This window comes from Streptomyces sp. NPDC001222, from assembly GCF_042896945.1.
GTDB lineage: Bacteria > Actinomycetota > Actinomycetes > Streptomycetales > Streptomycetaceae > Streptomyces > Streptomyces gibsoniae.
Genome location: NZ_JBIAXT010000010.1, coordinates 219,088 through 235,604, shown reverse-complemented (window position 1 = coordinate 235,604; position 16,517 = coordinate 219,088). Strand labels below are relative to the sequence as shown.

At 72.3% G+C, this 16,517-nt stretch carries 6 protein-coding genes; 2 read left to right on the top strand and 4 right to left on the bottom strand.

All coding sequences use genetic code 11. From position 1 onward, the window contains the following. Window positions 1-364: 364 nt before the first annotated feature. The 4 genes from ACFY2Z_RS16830 to ACFY2Z_RS16815 all read right to left on the bottom strand — a co-directional run bounded on the left by ACFY2Z_RS16830 (window position 365) and on the right by ACFY2Z_RS16815 (window position 3,866). The gene (locus tag ACFY2Z_RS16830) at window positions 365-1,498 is read right to left on the bottom strand and encodes an acyl-CoA dehydrogenase family protein (protein WP_390744906.1); all 1,134 of its coding nucleotides are present in this window, start codon (window positions 1,496-1,498) and stop codon (window positions 365-367) included. A 1-nt stretch (window position 1,499) separates the two neighbouring features. Beyond that, window positions 1,500-2,606 (bottom strand): hypothetical protein, encoded by a 1,107-nt coding sequence (locus ACFY2Z_RS16825; RefSeq protein WP_390744905.1) that lies wholly within the window; start codon window positions 2,604-2,606, stop codon window positions 1,500-1,502. 120 nt (window positions 2,607-2,726) lie between these two features. Beyond that, on the bottom strand, window positions 2,727-2,978 hold the full coding sequence (locus ACFY2Z_RS16820) for an acyl carrier protein (RefSeq protein ID WP_365170968.1): 252 nt from the start codon (window positions 2,976-2,978) through the stop codon (window positions 2,727-2,729). An 18-nt stretch (window positions 2,979-2,996) separates the two neighbouring features. Continuing rightward, window positions 2,997-3,866: a 3-hydroxyacyl-CoA dehydrogenase family protein gene (locus ACFY2Z_RS16815; RefSeq protein ID WP_390744904.1), complete on the bottom strand. Its 870-nt coding sequence runs from the start codon at window positions 3,864-3,866 to the stop codon at window positions 2,997-2,999. 541 nt (window positions 3,867-4,407) lie between these two features. On the opposite strand from ACFY2Z_RS16815, the gene ACFY2Z_RS16810 reads away from it, so the two are divergent. Both ACFY2Z_RS16810 and ACFY2Z_RS16805 read left to right on the top strand, forming a co-directional pair. After that, entirely contained in the window at window positions 4,408-11,835 is a 7,428-nt protein-coding gene (locus ACFY2Z_RS16810) for an amino acid adenylation domain-containing protein (protein WP_390744903.1), read from the top strand. Then, a complete protein-coding gene (locus ACFY2Z_RS16805) occupies window positions 11,828-16,474 on the top strand; it encodes an SDR family NAD(P)-dependent oxidoreductase (protein ID WP_390744902.1) in 4,647 nt (1,548 codons plus the stop codon). Before ACFY2Z_RS16810 ends, ACFY2Z_RS16805 begins: the two co-directional genes overlap by 8 nt. Window positions 16,475-16,517: the final 43 nt, after the last annotated feature.

Below are 16,517 nucleotides of genomic sequence, written 5' to 3'. Positions count from 1 at the left end.
AACGCTCGGCTGGGAAACCCCAGCCGAGCGCCTGCATAAACTGCTCGCGGCCTGATCAACACGACCACGTGTTGCGACGACCCCTAGAAAGCACCGTGCCGACGGGGCCTTGGAGCGCGTGAGGCCTAGGGTCTGTCGTCCAACTCGCGTCGTCGCCCGGAGGGCGGCCCTGCGGCGTCAGGTGCGTGCTCTGGGGGTGCCCCCTGTTCGAAGAGTTCGGGGGAGTGCCGGGCGGAAGCCCTCGTTCTGGAGGTACGTGGGGTTTCGCCCGGTGCGGCGGTGGGGGCACGGCCCGCGCGAGCGAAGCCGAGCGTGGAGGAGCGTGCATGACATCGCGGGGCAGGCGGGAGTTTGACGACACCCCCTAGAGAGTCATCTCGGCGATCTGCAGCTGCTGGATCTGGCTGGTGCCCTCGATGATCTCCTGCACCTTGGCGTCCCGCAGATGCCGCTGCACCGGGAAGTCCGGCCCGATGCCGTTGGCGCCGTGCAGCTGGACGGCGTCGTTGGCGGCGGCGAAGCCGGCGCGGGAGGCGACGTACTTCGCGATCAGGGTCTGGCGGATCGCGTCCTTGTGGTTGCGGGCCCGCAGGACGCCGGCCTGGCGGCACAGCAGCCGCGCCGCCTCGACCGAGGAGATCATGTCCGTGAGCATCCGGCGCACCAGCTGGTGGTCCCGGAGCGGCACGCCGAACTGGGTGCGCTCACGGGTGTACTCCAGGCTCGCGGTGAGACACGCCTGGGCGAGGCCCACCGAGCCGTAGGCCGTGCTGTAGCGGCCGTAGTCGAGGGAGCCGGTGGCGAGCAGATCGAAGGTGAGCCGGCCGCGGCTGATCAGATGCGACTCCGGCACGACACAGCCGTCGAAGGTCAGCTCCGCCAGCTCGGAGGCGCGCAGGCCGAGCAGGCCGGAGATCGGCTCGGTGCGGAAGCCGTCCGTGCCGCGCTCCACCACGAAGGCCGCCGGCTCACTCTCCAGCCGGGCGAAGACCAGGAAGATCCCGGCACGCTGCCCGAAACTCATCCATTTCTTGCGGCCGTTCAGGACGAATCCCGCCCCGGTGCGCTCGGCGGTCATCGACCCGTTGCGCGCGTCGCTGCCGGCCTCGGGCTCGGTCAGGGCGAAGGCGCCGACCGTCTCCCCGGTGCCGATGCGCGGCACCCAGCGGTCGGCCTGCTCCCTGGTGCCCCACTTCAGGATCGCGTGCGCGACCATGCCCTGCACGGCCACGAGGTTGCGGATGTTGCCGCAGCCCCGGCCGAGTTCCTCGCTGAGCAGGCCGTAGGTCTCCACGTCCATGCCGCTGCCGCCCGCCTCCGTCGGCAGCGTCGGCACCAGGAGGCGGGACTTGCCGAGGAGTTCGACGATCGAGTCCGTGAGTCTCTGCTCCCGGTCCCAGCGGTCCGCCTCGGGTACGAGGTGGTCGTCGACGAAAGCCGCGAAGGACGCCCGGTCCTCCCGCTGCTGCGGCGAAAGTCCGTACAGCACCGTGTCCACCTCACATCTCCCGTGTGACCGCGTCGGGCCAGCGTGCCGGATCGCTGCCGTGCTGACTGAGGAACGCGTGGACCAGCCGCTCCAGGCCGAACCCCACACATCCGCTGGCTATCGAGCCGCCGCCCGGGCCCGTGATGCCGAAGGAGTCCCCGAAGAAGTTGCCGTGCAGATTGAACGAACCCACGGCGATCGACCGGTCGGCGGAGACCGGCAGGAGCAGCTCGAACTTCAGCTCCATCATGCGCTGGGAGAGGATCTTGCCCGCGGTGTCGGCGTTGGTGAAGAAGTGGTCGCTCGCGACCTCGCACCGGCCCGCCAGGTCCAGCTCCTCCATCAACGAGAACGCCTGCTGCATCACGCTGGTGCGGCACTCCGCGGCGAACTCCGGGGAGCCCATGAAGACGAACTCCCGGATGGTGAAGTCCCACAGCCGCTCCAGGCTGGTGTGGTAGCGGGACTCGTAGCGGAACGCCTTGCCGCGCGCCGTGACGACCATGTCGCCGTCGATCCGCCGCCCCTGGAACTGGTGGAAGCTGTGGTAGCACATCGTCGGCGGCAGGCAGTAGGTGTGGTCGGAGCAGTGCTCGAACAGGTCGTCCGGCAGGCGCTGTTCGACGGTGTAGCGCTCGACGAAGGACTGGTAGACGTCCAGGTCGTTGTGGAGCCGGGTGACGAACATCGGGAACTGCGGGAAGGAGCCGAAGTAGCCGAACCGGTCCAGCACGCTCGTCGGCAGCAGCGTCGGATACTGGTACTCACGGGCCGACTCAAGGCTCAGCGCGATGGCCCGCAGCCGCTTGTCCAGCCAGGCGAAGAGAGAGATCAGCGGCTCGCCGAAGCCGACCTGGCCCTCCCCGGAGACCACCACGGTGCCCTGCTCCACCAGCTCCGGGAACGTGTCGGCGAACGTGTCCCGCTGCACCGGGGACTCCCAGACGACCCGGGGTGCCAGCGGGCGCTGGGGCAGGATCTGCTCGGCCACCACGCGGTTCACCTTTGCCGCGACCTCCGCGGAATCCGCGCCCGCGGTGGAATACAGGGTGAGTTCGACGCCTGTCACGGATCCCGCTTCACGAGTCAGCTCGAATTCCGCGATCGAGCTGGACACGAAGAAGATCCGTTTCATCAGCTCGGGGGCGAGGGATTCCGGAACCCCGTGTGAAAGGCGCACATGTACGGTAGGCATCGAAGGGCCCTTCCCGTTGTCGACTCCTTCAGGCACCGATTTTCAGACGGTGGCCAGTTTTCGGGACACCAGCTCGTCGATCCGGTCGATCGTCCGGAAATTGTCGAACTGCAGATCCTCACCGGTGATGGAAACGCCGAACTCCTGCTCGACGAAGAGCACCAACTGCATCACGAACATCGAACGCACAAGACCGCGCTCGAAGATGTCCTCGTCGTCGCCGACGGTCGACTCCGAGATGTTGTCGAGAATGAACTCGCGAATGGCTTCCTTGTTACCGGCGCTGTCGGCCATGGTGCCCCGTCCTCCCCTTCAGCCGCGCTTCGCGGCCTGGTAGCTGAAGAATCCCTGTCCGCTCTTACGGCCGTGCAGGCCGGCGTCCACCAGCTTGGTCAGCAGCGGGCAGGGGCGGTACTTGCTGTCCTTGAACTCGTCGTACAGCACCTCGATGGAGAGCAGCACGGTGTCGAGGCCGATCAGATCGGCGGTCTCCAGCGGCCCCATGGTGTGGCCGAAGCACTCCACGAACAGCCGGTCCGTGTCGGCGGCCGACGCGACGCCCTCGTGCACCAGATACGCGGCCTCGTTGACGGTCAGCATCATGACCCGGTTGGTCACGAACCCCGGGCTGTCGTTCACCACGATGCTCTTCTTGCCCATCGAGGACAGGAACTCGCGTGCGGTGTCCACCGTGGATGCGGAGGTGTGGAAGGCCCGGATCACCTCAACCGTGGGCTTCAGCGGGACCGGGTTCATGAAATGCATGCCGATCACGTTCTCGGGCCGGCCGGTCAGAGCGCCCAGCCGTGTGATCGAGATGGCCGAGGTGTTGACCGCGACGACGACGTCCGGGCGCAGGATCTCGCCGAGCCGTTCGTAGATCGGTTGCTTCACCGACCAGCGCTCCGTGGCGTTCTCGACGACCAGATCAGCCTCGGCCAGGTCCTCGATCTTCGTCGTGAAAACGGTCTGGTCGGCCAACTCGTCGAAGGTGAGGGCCGATTCGGGGGCAAGCATCGCGTAGAGCCGTACGTCGTCGCGGAGTTGGGTGCGGGTGCGCTCCAGGACTTCCTCGGTGCGGTCGACCAGGATCACCCGGTAACCGGCCTGGCGGAGCGCGACGGTGACGCCCCGCCCCATCACCCCGGCCCCGATCACACCCACGGTACGAACGTTCACCATCACTGTCCCCTGTCTCCCCGCAGTGGAGTGTTGTCCTGGCAGCCGTGGTCGTAAGCTGCCGGGCAGGCAAGAAATTGGTGTTTAACAAATGGCGAATGAAGCGCTCCGCCGACGGCGCAACGGCGCTTCCCCCCAGACTATTTCGGCCAAGTATCACCGAACGGAGCAGGACGGTACCGGCGCCGAACCGACAACACCAGTACCGAGCCGAGCGCCGGAAGCCTACCCGTGGACCAGCATGCCCCCAAGTGATCAGCAGAACAAGATCCCGTGATGGACAGTAACCCGTGAGGGTGCCGATCATCCAGACGGCACGACGGGCAAGCGGAAGTTGGGCGACTGTGGATCTTTAGTTCCCGAAGGCCCTTGCGCAGAAGGCCCCTTGGATGCCTAGTCTGGCGTCGACTCCGCTTCATGCGGCACAGCCGAGACTGTCCAAATCGTCCTGTGGCCCGAGCAATTGATACTGCCCAGCCGCCGGACTTCCATACCATTCGTCCAACAGCCTTTGATTGCTGATTGCATCCGGGGGAGCCAGGCGATGAGCGACGCGCGCGACAGGCGGGGACCGAACGCGGGGAAGCCGTCCGGTGCGTGGCTCGGAGCCGTCGCCGCCGTCCCGGACACCACGGTGCACGAGCTGTTCGAGCGGGTGGCACGCGGCGAGCCGGCCGTGGACGCCCGCCACGCCGGTGGCAGCGAGGCCGTCGCGGTCGTCCACGGCGCACGGCAGACCACCTACGGCGAACTCGACGCGATGGCCGACCGCGTCGCCGGGCGCCTGCGCGACCTCGGGACGGGCGCCGGTGAACCCGTGGCCCTGTGCCTGGAGCGGGGACCGGAACTCCTCGCCGCGATGCTCGGCATCCTCAAGGCGGGCGCCGCCTATGTCCCGCTGGACGCCGCGGACCCGGACGAACGGGTACGGCACATCATGGAGCAGGCCGGCATTCGTGTCGCCGTCACCGACGGCTCCCGCGCCTTCCCGGCGGACACGGTCCGCGTCGCGGTCCCGGACGAGGGGGGCGTCCTCGCGGACGGGGTACGACCGGACGGCGACGAGCGGAACGCGGCCGCCCGGCGCGGCCGACCCGACACGCCCGCCTACGTCATCTTCACCTCGGGATCGACGGGACGCCCCAAGGGCGTCGCGATGACCCACCGCTCCCTGGTCAACATGCTCACCTGGCACGACCGCAGCCGCCCCGGGAGCTGCCGGTCGAGGACCGCCCAGCTGTGCGCGGTCAGCTTCGACTTCTCCTTCCACGAGATCTTCTCCACGCTCTGCTTCGGCGGCACGCTGGTCCTCGCCGACGAGGACGTGCGCCGCAACTCCTTCGCGCTCGCCGACTTCCTCGCCGAGCAGCGCGTCGAGCGGCTCTTCGCGCCGGTCACCGTGCTGACCCAGCTCGCCGAGGCCGCCCTGGACAGGCCCGCGCTCCCGGCGCTCCGCGAGGTGATCACCACGGGGGAGCGGCTGCGCATCACCCCCGCGCTGCGGAAGCTGTTCGGCCGCACCGGGGCGCTGCTGCACAACCACTACGGCGCGACGGAGTTCCAGGACGCCACCACCTGCACCCTCACCGGCGATCCCGCCGCCTGGCCCGCGACCGCGCCCATCGGGCTGCCCCTCGACAACGTCCAGGTGTACGTCCTCGACGGGGACCTGCGGCCCGTGCCCGACGGCACCGAGGGTGAGCTGTGCATCGCCGGCGCGGGTGTGGCGGGCGGCTATCTCGGCCGGCCGGACCTGACGGCCGAGCGGTTCGTGGCCAACCCGTTCGGGGACGGCGCCCTGTACCGCACCGGCGACCTCGCCCGCGCCCTGCCCGACGGCACCGTCGAGCACCTCGGGCGCATGGACGACCAGGTCAAGATCCGGGGCGTCCGCATCGAGCCCGGCGAGGTGGAGGCGGCCCTCGCCGCCCACCCGGACGTCGCCGAGGCCGTCGTACTCGCCCATGACGTGCACGGCCACCAGCGGCTCGTCGCCCACCTGGTGCTGCGGCCCGGGGCGGCCCGCGACGGCGCCGCCCGGCGGCTGCGCGACCATCTCGCGGACCGGCTGCCGGGCCCCATGGTGCCCGACGCCTACGACGTACTGGACGCGATGCCGCTGACCGCCAGCGGCAAGACGGACCGCCGCAGGCTCACCCCGCCCGCCGTGTTCGAGCGGCTCTCCGACACCGCGCCGGTGGGGGCCGACACGGACACCGAACGCCTGCTGGCCGAGGTGTGGCGGGACGTGCTCGGGCTGGACGCCGTCGGCGTCCACGACAACTTCTTCGACATCGGCGGCACCTCACTGCACCTGGTCACGGTCCAGCGCCGGCTGACCGAGCTGCTGGGCCGGGCCCTCCCGGTCGTCGATCTGTTCCGCCACCCCACCGTACGGGCGCTCGCCGCCCGCCTCGACGACGTGGCGGCCCCCACAACCGGGCGTCGCCGCCCCCGCCGTACGGGCGCGGGCGCGGCCGGGGCCGACATCGCGATCATCGGCATGGCGGGCCGCTTCCCCGGCGCCGGAGACACGGAGACCTTCTGGGAGAACCTGCGCGACGGCATCGAGTCCGTCACCCGGTTCGGCCCGGAGGAACTGGACCAGGCCGACCGGCGGCTGTTCGACCACCCCGACTATGTGCCGGCCGGCGCGGTGCTGCCGGACATCGACCTGTTCGACGCGGCGTTCTTCGACATCACCGCCAAGGACGCCGCCACCGTCGACCCCCAGCAGCGCGTCTTCCTTGAGTGCGCGTGGGAGGCCTTCGAGAACGCCGGATACGCGCCGGGCGAGGAGCTGGGGCCGGTCGGCGTCTTCGCCGGGTCCGGCATGAGCACGTATCTGGTGAACAACCTCGCCCCGCACTTCGGGTATCCGCACGGCGGCCCGTTCATCGAGGCCGACATGATCCAGTTCCAGCTGAAGCTCGGCAACGACCGCAACTACCTGCCCACCCGCGCCTCGTACAAGCTGGGCCTGCGCGGCCCGAGCGTGAACGTGCAGACCGCCTGCTCCACCTCCCTGGTCGCGGTGCACCTCGCCTGCCGCAGCCTGAGGTCCGGCGAGAGCGACATGGCGCTGGCCGGCGGCGTCTCGATCGTCGTACCGCAGAAGGGCGGCTACCTCCACGAAGAGGGCATGATCCGCTCGCGCGACGGGCACTGCCGGGCCTTCGACGCCCGGGCGGAGGGCACGCTCTTCGGCAACGGCTGCGGCCTCGTGGTGCTCAAGCGGCTCGACGACGCCCTCGCCGACGGCGACCGGATCGTCGCGGTCATCAAGGGCTCCGCGGTCAACAACGACGGCGCGGACAAGGTGGGCTTCACCGCGCCGAGCGTCGAGCGGCAGGCCGAGGTCGTCGGGGACGCCCTGGACGACGCCGGTGTCGACTCCGCGACCATCGGCTATGTCGAGGCGCACGGCACGGGCACCGCGATGGGCGACCCCATCGAGATCGCCGCGCTCACCGAGGCGTTCCGGGCAGGCACCGAGCGGCCCGTCGTCGCGGGCTCCTGCGCCATCGGGTCGGTGAAGACCAACATCGGGCATCTGGACGAGGCGGCCGGCATCGCCGGGCTGATCAAGACCGCGCTCGCCCTGGAGCACCGGACCCTGCCGCCCAGCCTGCACTTCACCGAGCCGAACCCGCGTATCGACTTCGCCTCCGGGCCGTTCCACGTCAACACGGCCACCACCGCCTGGCCCGAGGGGGAGACCCCGCGCCGGGCCGGGGTCAGCTCCTTCGGCATGGGCGGCACCAACTGCCATGTGGTGCTGGAGGAAGGCCCCGTCGCCGGGTCCGGCGCTCGCCCCGCGCCCGAGGGCGCCCAGCTGCTCACCCTCAGCGCGCGCACGCCCGAGGCGCTGCGGGAGCTGGCGGACCGCTACACCCGCCACCTCAAGGAACAGCCCCGACTCCCGTTCGCCGACGTGTGCTTCACCGCGGCGACCGGCCGCCGGGCGTTCGAGCACCGGCTCGCGGTCGTCGCGGCGAGCGCCGAGGAGGCCGCCGACGCGCTCGGCGCCGAGGCTCAGCCCGGCCGGGCGGCCCTCCCGCCGGGCGGCCGGACCGCGTTCGTGTTCAGCGGCCAGGGATCGCAGTACGCGGGCATGGGACGCGAGCTGTACGGCACCCAGCCCGTCTTCCGGGCCGCTCTCGACCGCTGCGCCGAGCTGCTGGCCGGGCGGCTGCCCCGGCCGCTGCTCGAGGTGCTGTTCCCCGCCGAGGGCGAGGACTCTCCGGTCGACTCCACCGAGTACGCCCAACCGGCCCTGTTCGCCTTCGAGTTCGCCCTCGCGGAGCTGTGGGAGTCCTGGGGCGTACGGCCCGACGTGGTCATCGGCCACAGCCTCGGCGAGTACGTCGCGGCCTGCCGCGCCGGGGTGTTCTCCCTCCAGGACGCGCTGACCCTGGTCACCGAGCGCGGCCGGCTGATGGGTGCGCTGCCCGTCGGCGGCCGCATGGTGTCCGTGGCCGCGCCCGAGGACGAGGTGGACCGGCTCATCGCGCCGTATCGGGACACGGTCTCGATCGCGGCGGTCAACGGGGCCCGCTCCACCGTCCTGTCCGGCGCCGGGGCCGCCGTCGCGGAGATCGTCGCCGCCCTGGACGAACGCGGCCTCCGCCACCGTGAACTGACGGTGTCGCACGCCTTCCACTCACCGCTGATGCGGCCCGTGCTGGAGCGGTTCGCCGAGGTCGCCGCGTCCGTCCGGTACGCCCCGCCCCGTGTTCCGGTCGTCTCCAACGTCACCGGCGAGCCGGCCGGTGAGGAACTGGCGCGCGCCGAGTACTGGGTCGAGCACATCATGCGGCCGGTACGGTTCGCCGACGGCGCGGCGGCCATGGCGGCGTCCGGCGCGGACGTCTTCCTGGAGATCTCCCCCCGCCCCACGCTGCTGCCGTTCGTGAACGAGCAGGTCGCCGACCGGTTTCCCGCCCGGCTGGTGCCGAGCCTGCGCCGGGGCGGCGAGCAGCGTCAGCTGCTGACGGCGGCCGGTGCCCTGTGGGAGGCCGGACGTCCGGTCGACCTGCGGCGGCTCCGGGCGCCGGGGCGGCACCGGCGTGTCGCCCTGCCCACCTACCCGTGGCAGCGGCGGCGGCACTGGATCGACGCCCCGGCCGGGGCCGCCGCCCCGCCCGCCGCGCGGGCCGGGACCGCACCGCTGATCGGGCGGCGGCTGGAGCTGGCCGACAGCGACGACGTCCGCTTCGCGTCCGTGGTGGGCGTACGGGATCTGCGCTGGCTGGGGGACCACCGGGTGTTCCAGACGGTGGTGATGCCCGGAGTGGCCTATCTGGCGACGGCGTTCGCCGCCGGCCAGGAGGCCTTCGGCACCGAGGGCGTCGAACTGCGGGACTTCTTCATCCACCGGGCCATGACCTTCCCCGACGAGGGCGTCGACCGGGACATGCAGACCGTCCTGAAACCGGAGGGCGGGCAGTCGGGGAACGCGTACGCGCTCCGTGTCCACTCCCGGCCCGTCGGGGCGGCCGGCACCGAGCCCTGGACCACGCACATCTCGGGACGGCTCGCGCCGGGACCGAGGCAGGCGCGGACCGCCCCGGCCGAACCCCTGGCGGATCTGACCGCCCGCTTCACCGGGGAGGTCCCGGTCGAGGAGATCTACCAGGGCGAACGGGAACGCGAGATCGACCTCGGACCGCTGTTCTGGGCCACCGAACGCCTGTGGCGCAAGGACGCGACCTGTCTGTCCCGGATCGCCCTGCCGAGCGAGCTGACCGACGAGGCGCCGCTCCACCGGATCCATCCGGTGCTGCTCGAAGCGTGCTTCCTGGCGCTGACGGTCACCTACCCGGAGAAGTACGGGCGCCGGACGTATGTGCCGGTCGGTGTGGAACGCATGCTGTTCCACGAGCGGGTGGGCACCACGGCGTGGTGCCACGCCCGGCTGCGGCCCGCGGACAGCGACGACCCCGAGACCCTGCACGGCGACGTGGACCTCTACGACGGCGAGGGCCGGGTCGTCCTCACCATGGAGGGCGTCCTGCTCAAGCGGGCCCAGCGGCAGGCCATGCTGGGCCGCCCCGGGGCCGCCTGGCGCGACTGGCTCTACCGGACCTCGTGGACACCGGAGCCCGCCGCCGTACCGGCGCCCGGGGGCCGCGGCGGGCACTGGCTCGTCCTGTCCGAGGGGCCGCTCGCCCCGGCGCTGACCGCGGCCGCCCGGACCCACGGCGTCACGGTCCGCACCCTCGACCCCTCCGGCGCCGACGGACCCGAGGACGTCGGGCGCCTGCTCGGCCACGCGCTCGCCGGCGCCGACGGACGCTGCGACCTGGTCGTGGCCGCCTGGCCCGCCGAACAGCCCGGGAGCGCGGACGACGGCACCGGGCCCACGGCCCACGCGGACGCGGCACTCCGGCACGGCGTACGGCTGGTGCACCTCGTCCAGGCCCTGGCCGGGCGGGGCGAGAACACACCCCGGCTGTGCGTGGTGACCCGGGGCGCGCAGGCCGTGGCGGGCCACGAGGTGACCGACCCGGCCCAGACGGCCCTGTGGGGCCTCGGCCGGGTGGTCGGGCTCGAACAGATGGATCTACGACCGGTGCAGATCGACCTGGACCCGGCGCGCCCCCTCGCCGCGCAGGCCACGGCGCTCGCCGCCGAACTGGCCCTGGCCGCCGGGGGCTCCGACGAGAACCAGATCGGCCACCGCGACGGCACCCGGCACCTGGCCCGGCTCACCCGGACGACCCCCCCGACCACCGACGCCCCGGCCGTCTCCCCGGACGCCACCTATCTGATCACCGGCGGACTCGGCGGACTCGGCCTGCAGACCGCGCGGCTGCTGCACGAGCAGGGCGCCCGCCATCTGGTGCTGGCCGGGCGGGGCGCGCCCGGCCCGGACGCCGAGGAGGTGATCGACGAGCTACGGGCCGCCGGCACCCGCGTGGACACCGCCGCCGTCGACGTCGGGGACGAGGCCGCGCTGACGGACTGTCTGCGGCGGATCGCCGACGATCCCGAACTGCCTCCGCTGCGCGGGGTGCTGCACCTCGCGGGCGCCCTCGACGACGGCGTGATCGGCGAGCAGACCGCGCAGCGGTTCGCCCGGGTGCACGGACCCAAGGCGAACGGGGCCTGGCTGCTGCACCGGCTGACCCGCGACCTGCCCCTGGACCTCTTCGTGCTGTTCTCGTCGGTGTCCTCCGCGCTCGGCGCGCCCGGCCAGGCCAACTACGCCGCCGCCAACGCCTATACGGACGGCCTCGCCTCCTACCGCCGGGGCCTCGGACTGCCGGCCCTGGCCGTGCAGTGGGGCTCCTGGGCCGGGGCGGGCATGAGCGCCCGGCTGGGCCTCGACGAGAAGCTGGAGCGGATGGGAGAGGGCGTCATCCCGCTCCGCCAGGGCGTGGAGGCGCTGGGCGCACTGCTCGGGGCCCGTCCCGAGGGCGGTGCGGTCGCCGTCCTGCCCATCGACTGGCCCCGGTTCCTGGAGCACCAGATCGGCCCCGTCCCCTTCCTGTCCGGGTTCCGGCCGGACCCCGCGACGGGCGCCGCCCCCGCCGGGTCCGCCACGTTCCAGGACCGGCTGGCGGCCGAGCACCCGCGGCGACGCCACCGGCTGCTCGCCGACACGGTGTGGGAGCAGGTGGTGCACGCCCTGGGCTCGGACACCGGACTGGAGCCGAACGTGGGCCTGTTCTCGCTCGGCCTGGACTCACTGGGCTCCATCGAACTGCGCAACCGGCTGGGGACCGTGCTGGGCTGCCGGCTGAGCCAGACCGTCGTCTTCGACCACCCGACGCTGTCGTCCCTGACCGGGCACCTCGGCGAGGTCCTCGGCCTCGACGAGGACCTCGACGACGACTCGGACGCGACCACGGACGACGACACCGCGGGCGCGGCCGAGGAGCCCCGGGACACCGACGGCTCGGGGGCCGACGACGTGGCGGAACTGCTGGCCAAGAAGCTGGGGATCGGGAACTTCGACCATGCGTGAGAAGAACGACCGCTACGAGGCCCTGCTGAAGGGGGCCCTGGCACGGATCGAGGAACTGGAGCAGGAGGTCGCCCGGGCCCGCTCCGGCGCGGGGGGCCGGGAGCCGGTCGCGATCGTGGGCATGGGGTGCCGCTTCCCGGGCGCCGGGAGCCCCGAGGCGTACTGGCGGCTGCTGGCCGAGGGCCGTGACGCGATCACCGAGGTGCCCGCCGACCGCTGGGACGTGGACGCCTACTACGACCCCGACCCGGACGCGCCCGGCCGGATGTCCACCCGGCACGGCGGCTTCCTGGACGACCTGACCGGCTTCGACGCCGCGCTGTTCGGTATCTCCGCCCGCGAGGCGGCCAGCGTCGACCCCCAGCAGCGGCTGCTGATGGAGGTGTCGTGGGAGGCGTTCGAGGACGCGGGCATGCCCGTGAAGAGCCTGCCCGCCCGCACCGGGGTCTTCGTCGGCATCAGCAACGTCGACTACCGCGAGGCGATGGTGGCCCAGGGCGCCGACGCCCTGGACGGCTACTTCAGCTCCGGCAGCACCACCAGCACGGCCAGCGGACGGCTGTCGTACTTCCTCGGACTGACCGGCCCCTCCCTCTCCGTCGACACCGCATGCTCGTCCTCCCTGGTCTCGCTGCACCTGGCCGTCATGAACCTCCGCTCCGGAGCCTGTGACGTGGCGCTGGCCGGAGGGGTCAACCAGATCGTCACCCCGCACGAGACGATCAGCCTCTCCAAGGCGCGCATGATGGCCCCGGACGGCCGCTGCAAGCCCTTCGACGCCGCCGCCGACGGATACGTACGCGCCGAGGGCTGCGGAATGATCGTCCTCAAACGGCTCGCCGACGCCCGGCGGGACGGCGACCGCGTGCTCGCCGTCATCCGGGGCAGCGCCACCAACCAGGACGGGCACCGCAGCGGTCTGACCGTGCCGCACGGCCCCTCGCAGCAGGACGTCATCTGGCAGGCGCTGCGGGACGCGGGCGCCGAGCCGCACGAGATCGGTTATGTCGAGGCGCACGGCACCGGTACGGCGCTCGGCGACCCCATCGAGGCCGCCGCGCTCGGCGCGGTCTTCGCCGGCCGGACCCGGCCCCTCGCGATCGGCTCGGTCAAGTCGAACCTGGGGCACCTGGAGGCGGCCGCCGGTGTCGCGGGTGTCATCAAGGCCGTCCTCGCGCTGCGCGCCGGTGCCCTCCCGCCCACGCTGCACCTCGACCACCCCAGCCCGCTGATCGACTGGGACGCACTGCCCCTGAAGGTGCCCACCGCCCTGGAGCCCTGGCACGAGGAGCGCCGCCTGGCCGGAGTCAGCTCGTTCGGCTTCAGCGGCACCAACTGCCATGTGGTTCTGGAGGGTCCGGGCCCCGAGGACACGGCCGTGACGGACGCGGAGCCCTCCGCCGACGGGACCGCCCACGTCCTCACCGTCTCGGGCGCGACCCCGGCGGCGCTCGACGAGGCGGCGGCGCGGACGGCCGCGTTCGTGGCCGACGGCGCGGGCGGGGCGTCCCTCGCCGACGTCTGTCTCACCGCCGGCACCGGGCGCAGCCATCTCGAACACCGTCGGGCGGTCGTCGCCGACTCCGCCGCCGAACTGGTCCGCGGGCTCACCGACGGCGGCCCCGGCACCTTCGACGGACAGGTCCGGGGCGCGCGCTCGGTCCCCGAGGTCGCGTTCCTGTTCACCGGCCAGGGCTCCCAGTACCCGGACATGGGACGGGAACTCTACGAGACGCAGCCGGTGTTCCGCCGGTCCCTCGACGAGTGCGCGCGGATCCTGGACCCGATCCTGGGCCGCCCGCTCACCACCCTGCTGTACCCGGACCCGGCAAACGCGGACACGGCCGCCGAGGAGCTACGGAACACGCGCTTCACCCAACCCGCGCTGTTCGCCGTGGAGTACGCCCTGGCCAGGCTGTGGCGGTCGTGGGGGATCGAACCCGTGGCCGTGCTCGGGCACAGCGTCGGCGAGTACACCGCCGCCTGCGTCGCCGGGGTGTTCTCCCTCGCCGACGGCCTGCGCCTGGTCGCCGAACGCGCCCGGCTGATGCAGGAGCTCCCGGCCGGCGGAGTGATGGTCGCGCTGCGCGGCCGGCCCGACCTGGTCGAGGACGTCGTACGGCGCCATCCGCTGGTGTCCGTGGCCGCCGTCAACGGCCCCGAGGACGTGGTGGTCTCGGGCGACGAGGCGCAGGTGCGCGAGGCGGTCGCCGAACTCGGCCGGCACGGTGTCACCGGGCGCGATCTGCGCGTCTCGCACGCCTTCCACTCGCCGCTCATGGAGCCCGTCACCGCGCCCCTGACCGCGGCGGCCCGCTCCGTCCGGTTCAGTGCGCCCCGCATCCCCGTGATCTCCAACGTCACCGGCGGACCCGTGGGCGCGGAGGAACTGCGCGACCCCGGCTACTGGGCGCGGCACGCCCTGGCCCCGGTCCGCTTCGCGGACGGGCTGCGCGCCCTGCGCGCCTCGGGGGCCCGCGCCTTCGTGGAGATCGGGCCCAGGCCCGTGCTGCTCGGGCTGGGGCGTGGCGCTCTGCCCGACGCCGACGCGCTCTGGCTGCCCAGCCTGCGCCCCGGCCGTGACAGCAGCGAACTTCTGGGGAGCCTGGCCACGCTCCATGTCCACGGCGTCCCTGTCGACTGGGCGGCCTTCCACCAGGGCCGCCGCCCGGCAGGACGCCGTGTCGCCCTCCCGACCTACCCGTTCCAGCACGAACGCCACTGGTTCAGCGAGGAGTCCCGGCCGACCGCGCCGGTTCGCTCCACCGCAGCCGGTGCTCCTGCGGAGTGGGTGGAGTGGTTGGTGGGGGTTGAGTGGTCGGAGGTGGCTGGGGAGGTTGTGGGTCCTGGGCTTTCGGGGCGGTGGTGCGTGGTCGACGGGTCCGGTGGGTCCGGTGGTTTCGGTGGTTCCGGTTTGGTGGATCTGGGGCCGGGTGTGTCGTTGGTGGGGGATGTGGCGGAGGCGGAGCACGTGGTGTTCGTGGCTTCCGCGGGCGACGTGGTGATGGATGGGGGACTGTCGGCGGGTGCTGATGACGCGTCGCGTGCGTTGTCGTTGTCGGTGGGGTTGCTGGGGTTGGTGCAGCGGTTGGCGGCGTGTGCGGTGCCGCCGCGGTTGTATGTGGTGACGCGTCTGGGTCAGGTGGTGCGGGGGCTGGAGCGGCCTGATCCGGCGCAGGGTGCGTTGTGGGGTCTGGTGCGGACGGTGCATGCCGAGCATCCGGAGCTGCGGTGTGTGGTGGTGGACGGTGACGGGGCGACGCCGTTGGAGCGGTTGCTGCGTACGGAACTGCCGTACAGCGCGGTACGAGGCGCGCGGCGGCTGCGCCCGGAACTGACCCCGGCTGCCCACCTCGTTCCCGACTCCCCAGCGGCGAAGCCGGCCGTGCGGTTGTCGTCGGGGTCGGCCTATCTGGTCACGGGTGGTCTGGGTGGTCTGGGGTTGGTTGTGGCGCGCCGGTTGGCGGCGGAGGGTGCGGGTCATGTGGTGTTGGCGGGTCGGGGTGCGGGGGAGCCGTCGGCTGGGGTGAGGGCCGCGGTTGGGGAGATGGAGGCGTTGGGGGCGCGGGTGCATCTGGTGGTTGCTGATGTGTCGGTGCCGGGTGAGGTGGGGCGTCTGGTGGATCGGGTGTGTGCGGTGGCTCCGTTGCGGGGTGTGGTGCATGCGGCGGGTGTGTTGGACGACGGGGTGTTGGGGGCGCAGTCGGGGGAGCGGTTCGGGCGGGTGTTCGGGCCGAAGGTGGTGGGTGCGGGTGAGCTGGACCGGGTGATCCGGGACCGGAAGGTGCCGTTGGACTTCTTCGTCGCCTTCTCCTCCGTCGCCGCCCTCGTCCCCACTCTGGGGACGGGCGGATACGGTGCCGCCAATGCCTTCCTGGACGTGCTGATGGCGCGCCGCCGTGCCGACGGTCTGCCGGGTCTCGCGGTCAACTGGGGTCCCTGGGCCGAGGTCGGCATGGCCGCCCGGGACTCCGCCGACCATGAGAAGACCGGACTGCGGCCGATCCCGGCGGACAGCGGAGCCCGTGTCGCGGTCCGGCTGGCCCGCGCCGCCCCGGCCACCGCGGGTGTCGCCGTCGTACCGGCCGACTGGGCGGCCTTCCGCTCCCTGCTCGGCGACACCCTGCCGGAGGGGTATCTGGACCGGCTCGCCGGTCCGGCCGCAGGGTCCCCGGCCACCCCGGTCGGTGCCGGGCGCACGGGTGCGGCGAGTGGCGCCGCGGACGGGTCGCCGTCGCTGCGCGCCGAGCTGGCCGCCGTCCGCGACCCCCATGCCCTGCTGGCGGAACGGGTCGAGCTGATGCTGCGCCGGGTTCTCGGCTCCCGGCAGCCGGTCGGCCGGCACCAGGGCTTCGCCTCCCTCGGCATGGACTCGCTGATGGCCGTGGAGTTCCGGGCGCGGCTGTCGGACGCCCTGGAGCTGAAGCTCCCCACCACCCTGGCCTTCACCCACCCGAACCTCGACGATCTCGTGCCGTTCCTGGCACAGCAACTCGCCCTCCCGTCCGCCGAACCGGCCGAGGACCCGGCCGGTGACGTGGAGCAGGAGGGCTCCGGCGCCACGGCTTCCGCCGACACATCGGCGAGCGAGCTGATGGCCCGCATCTCGGAGAAGTACCGCTCACACCGGCGCGCCTGACCCGGCGTACCGGCCGCGGGAGCACCGACCGGGTGCTCCCGCA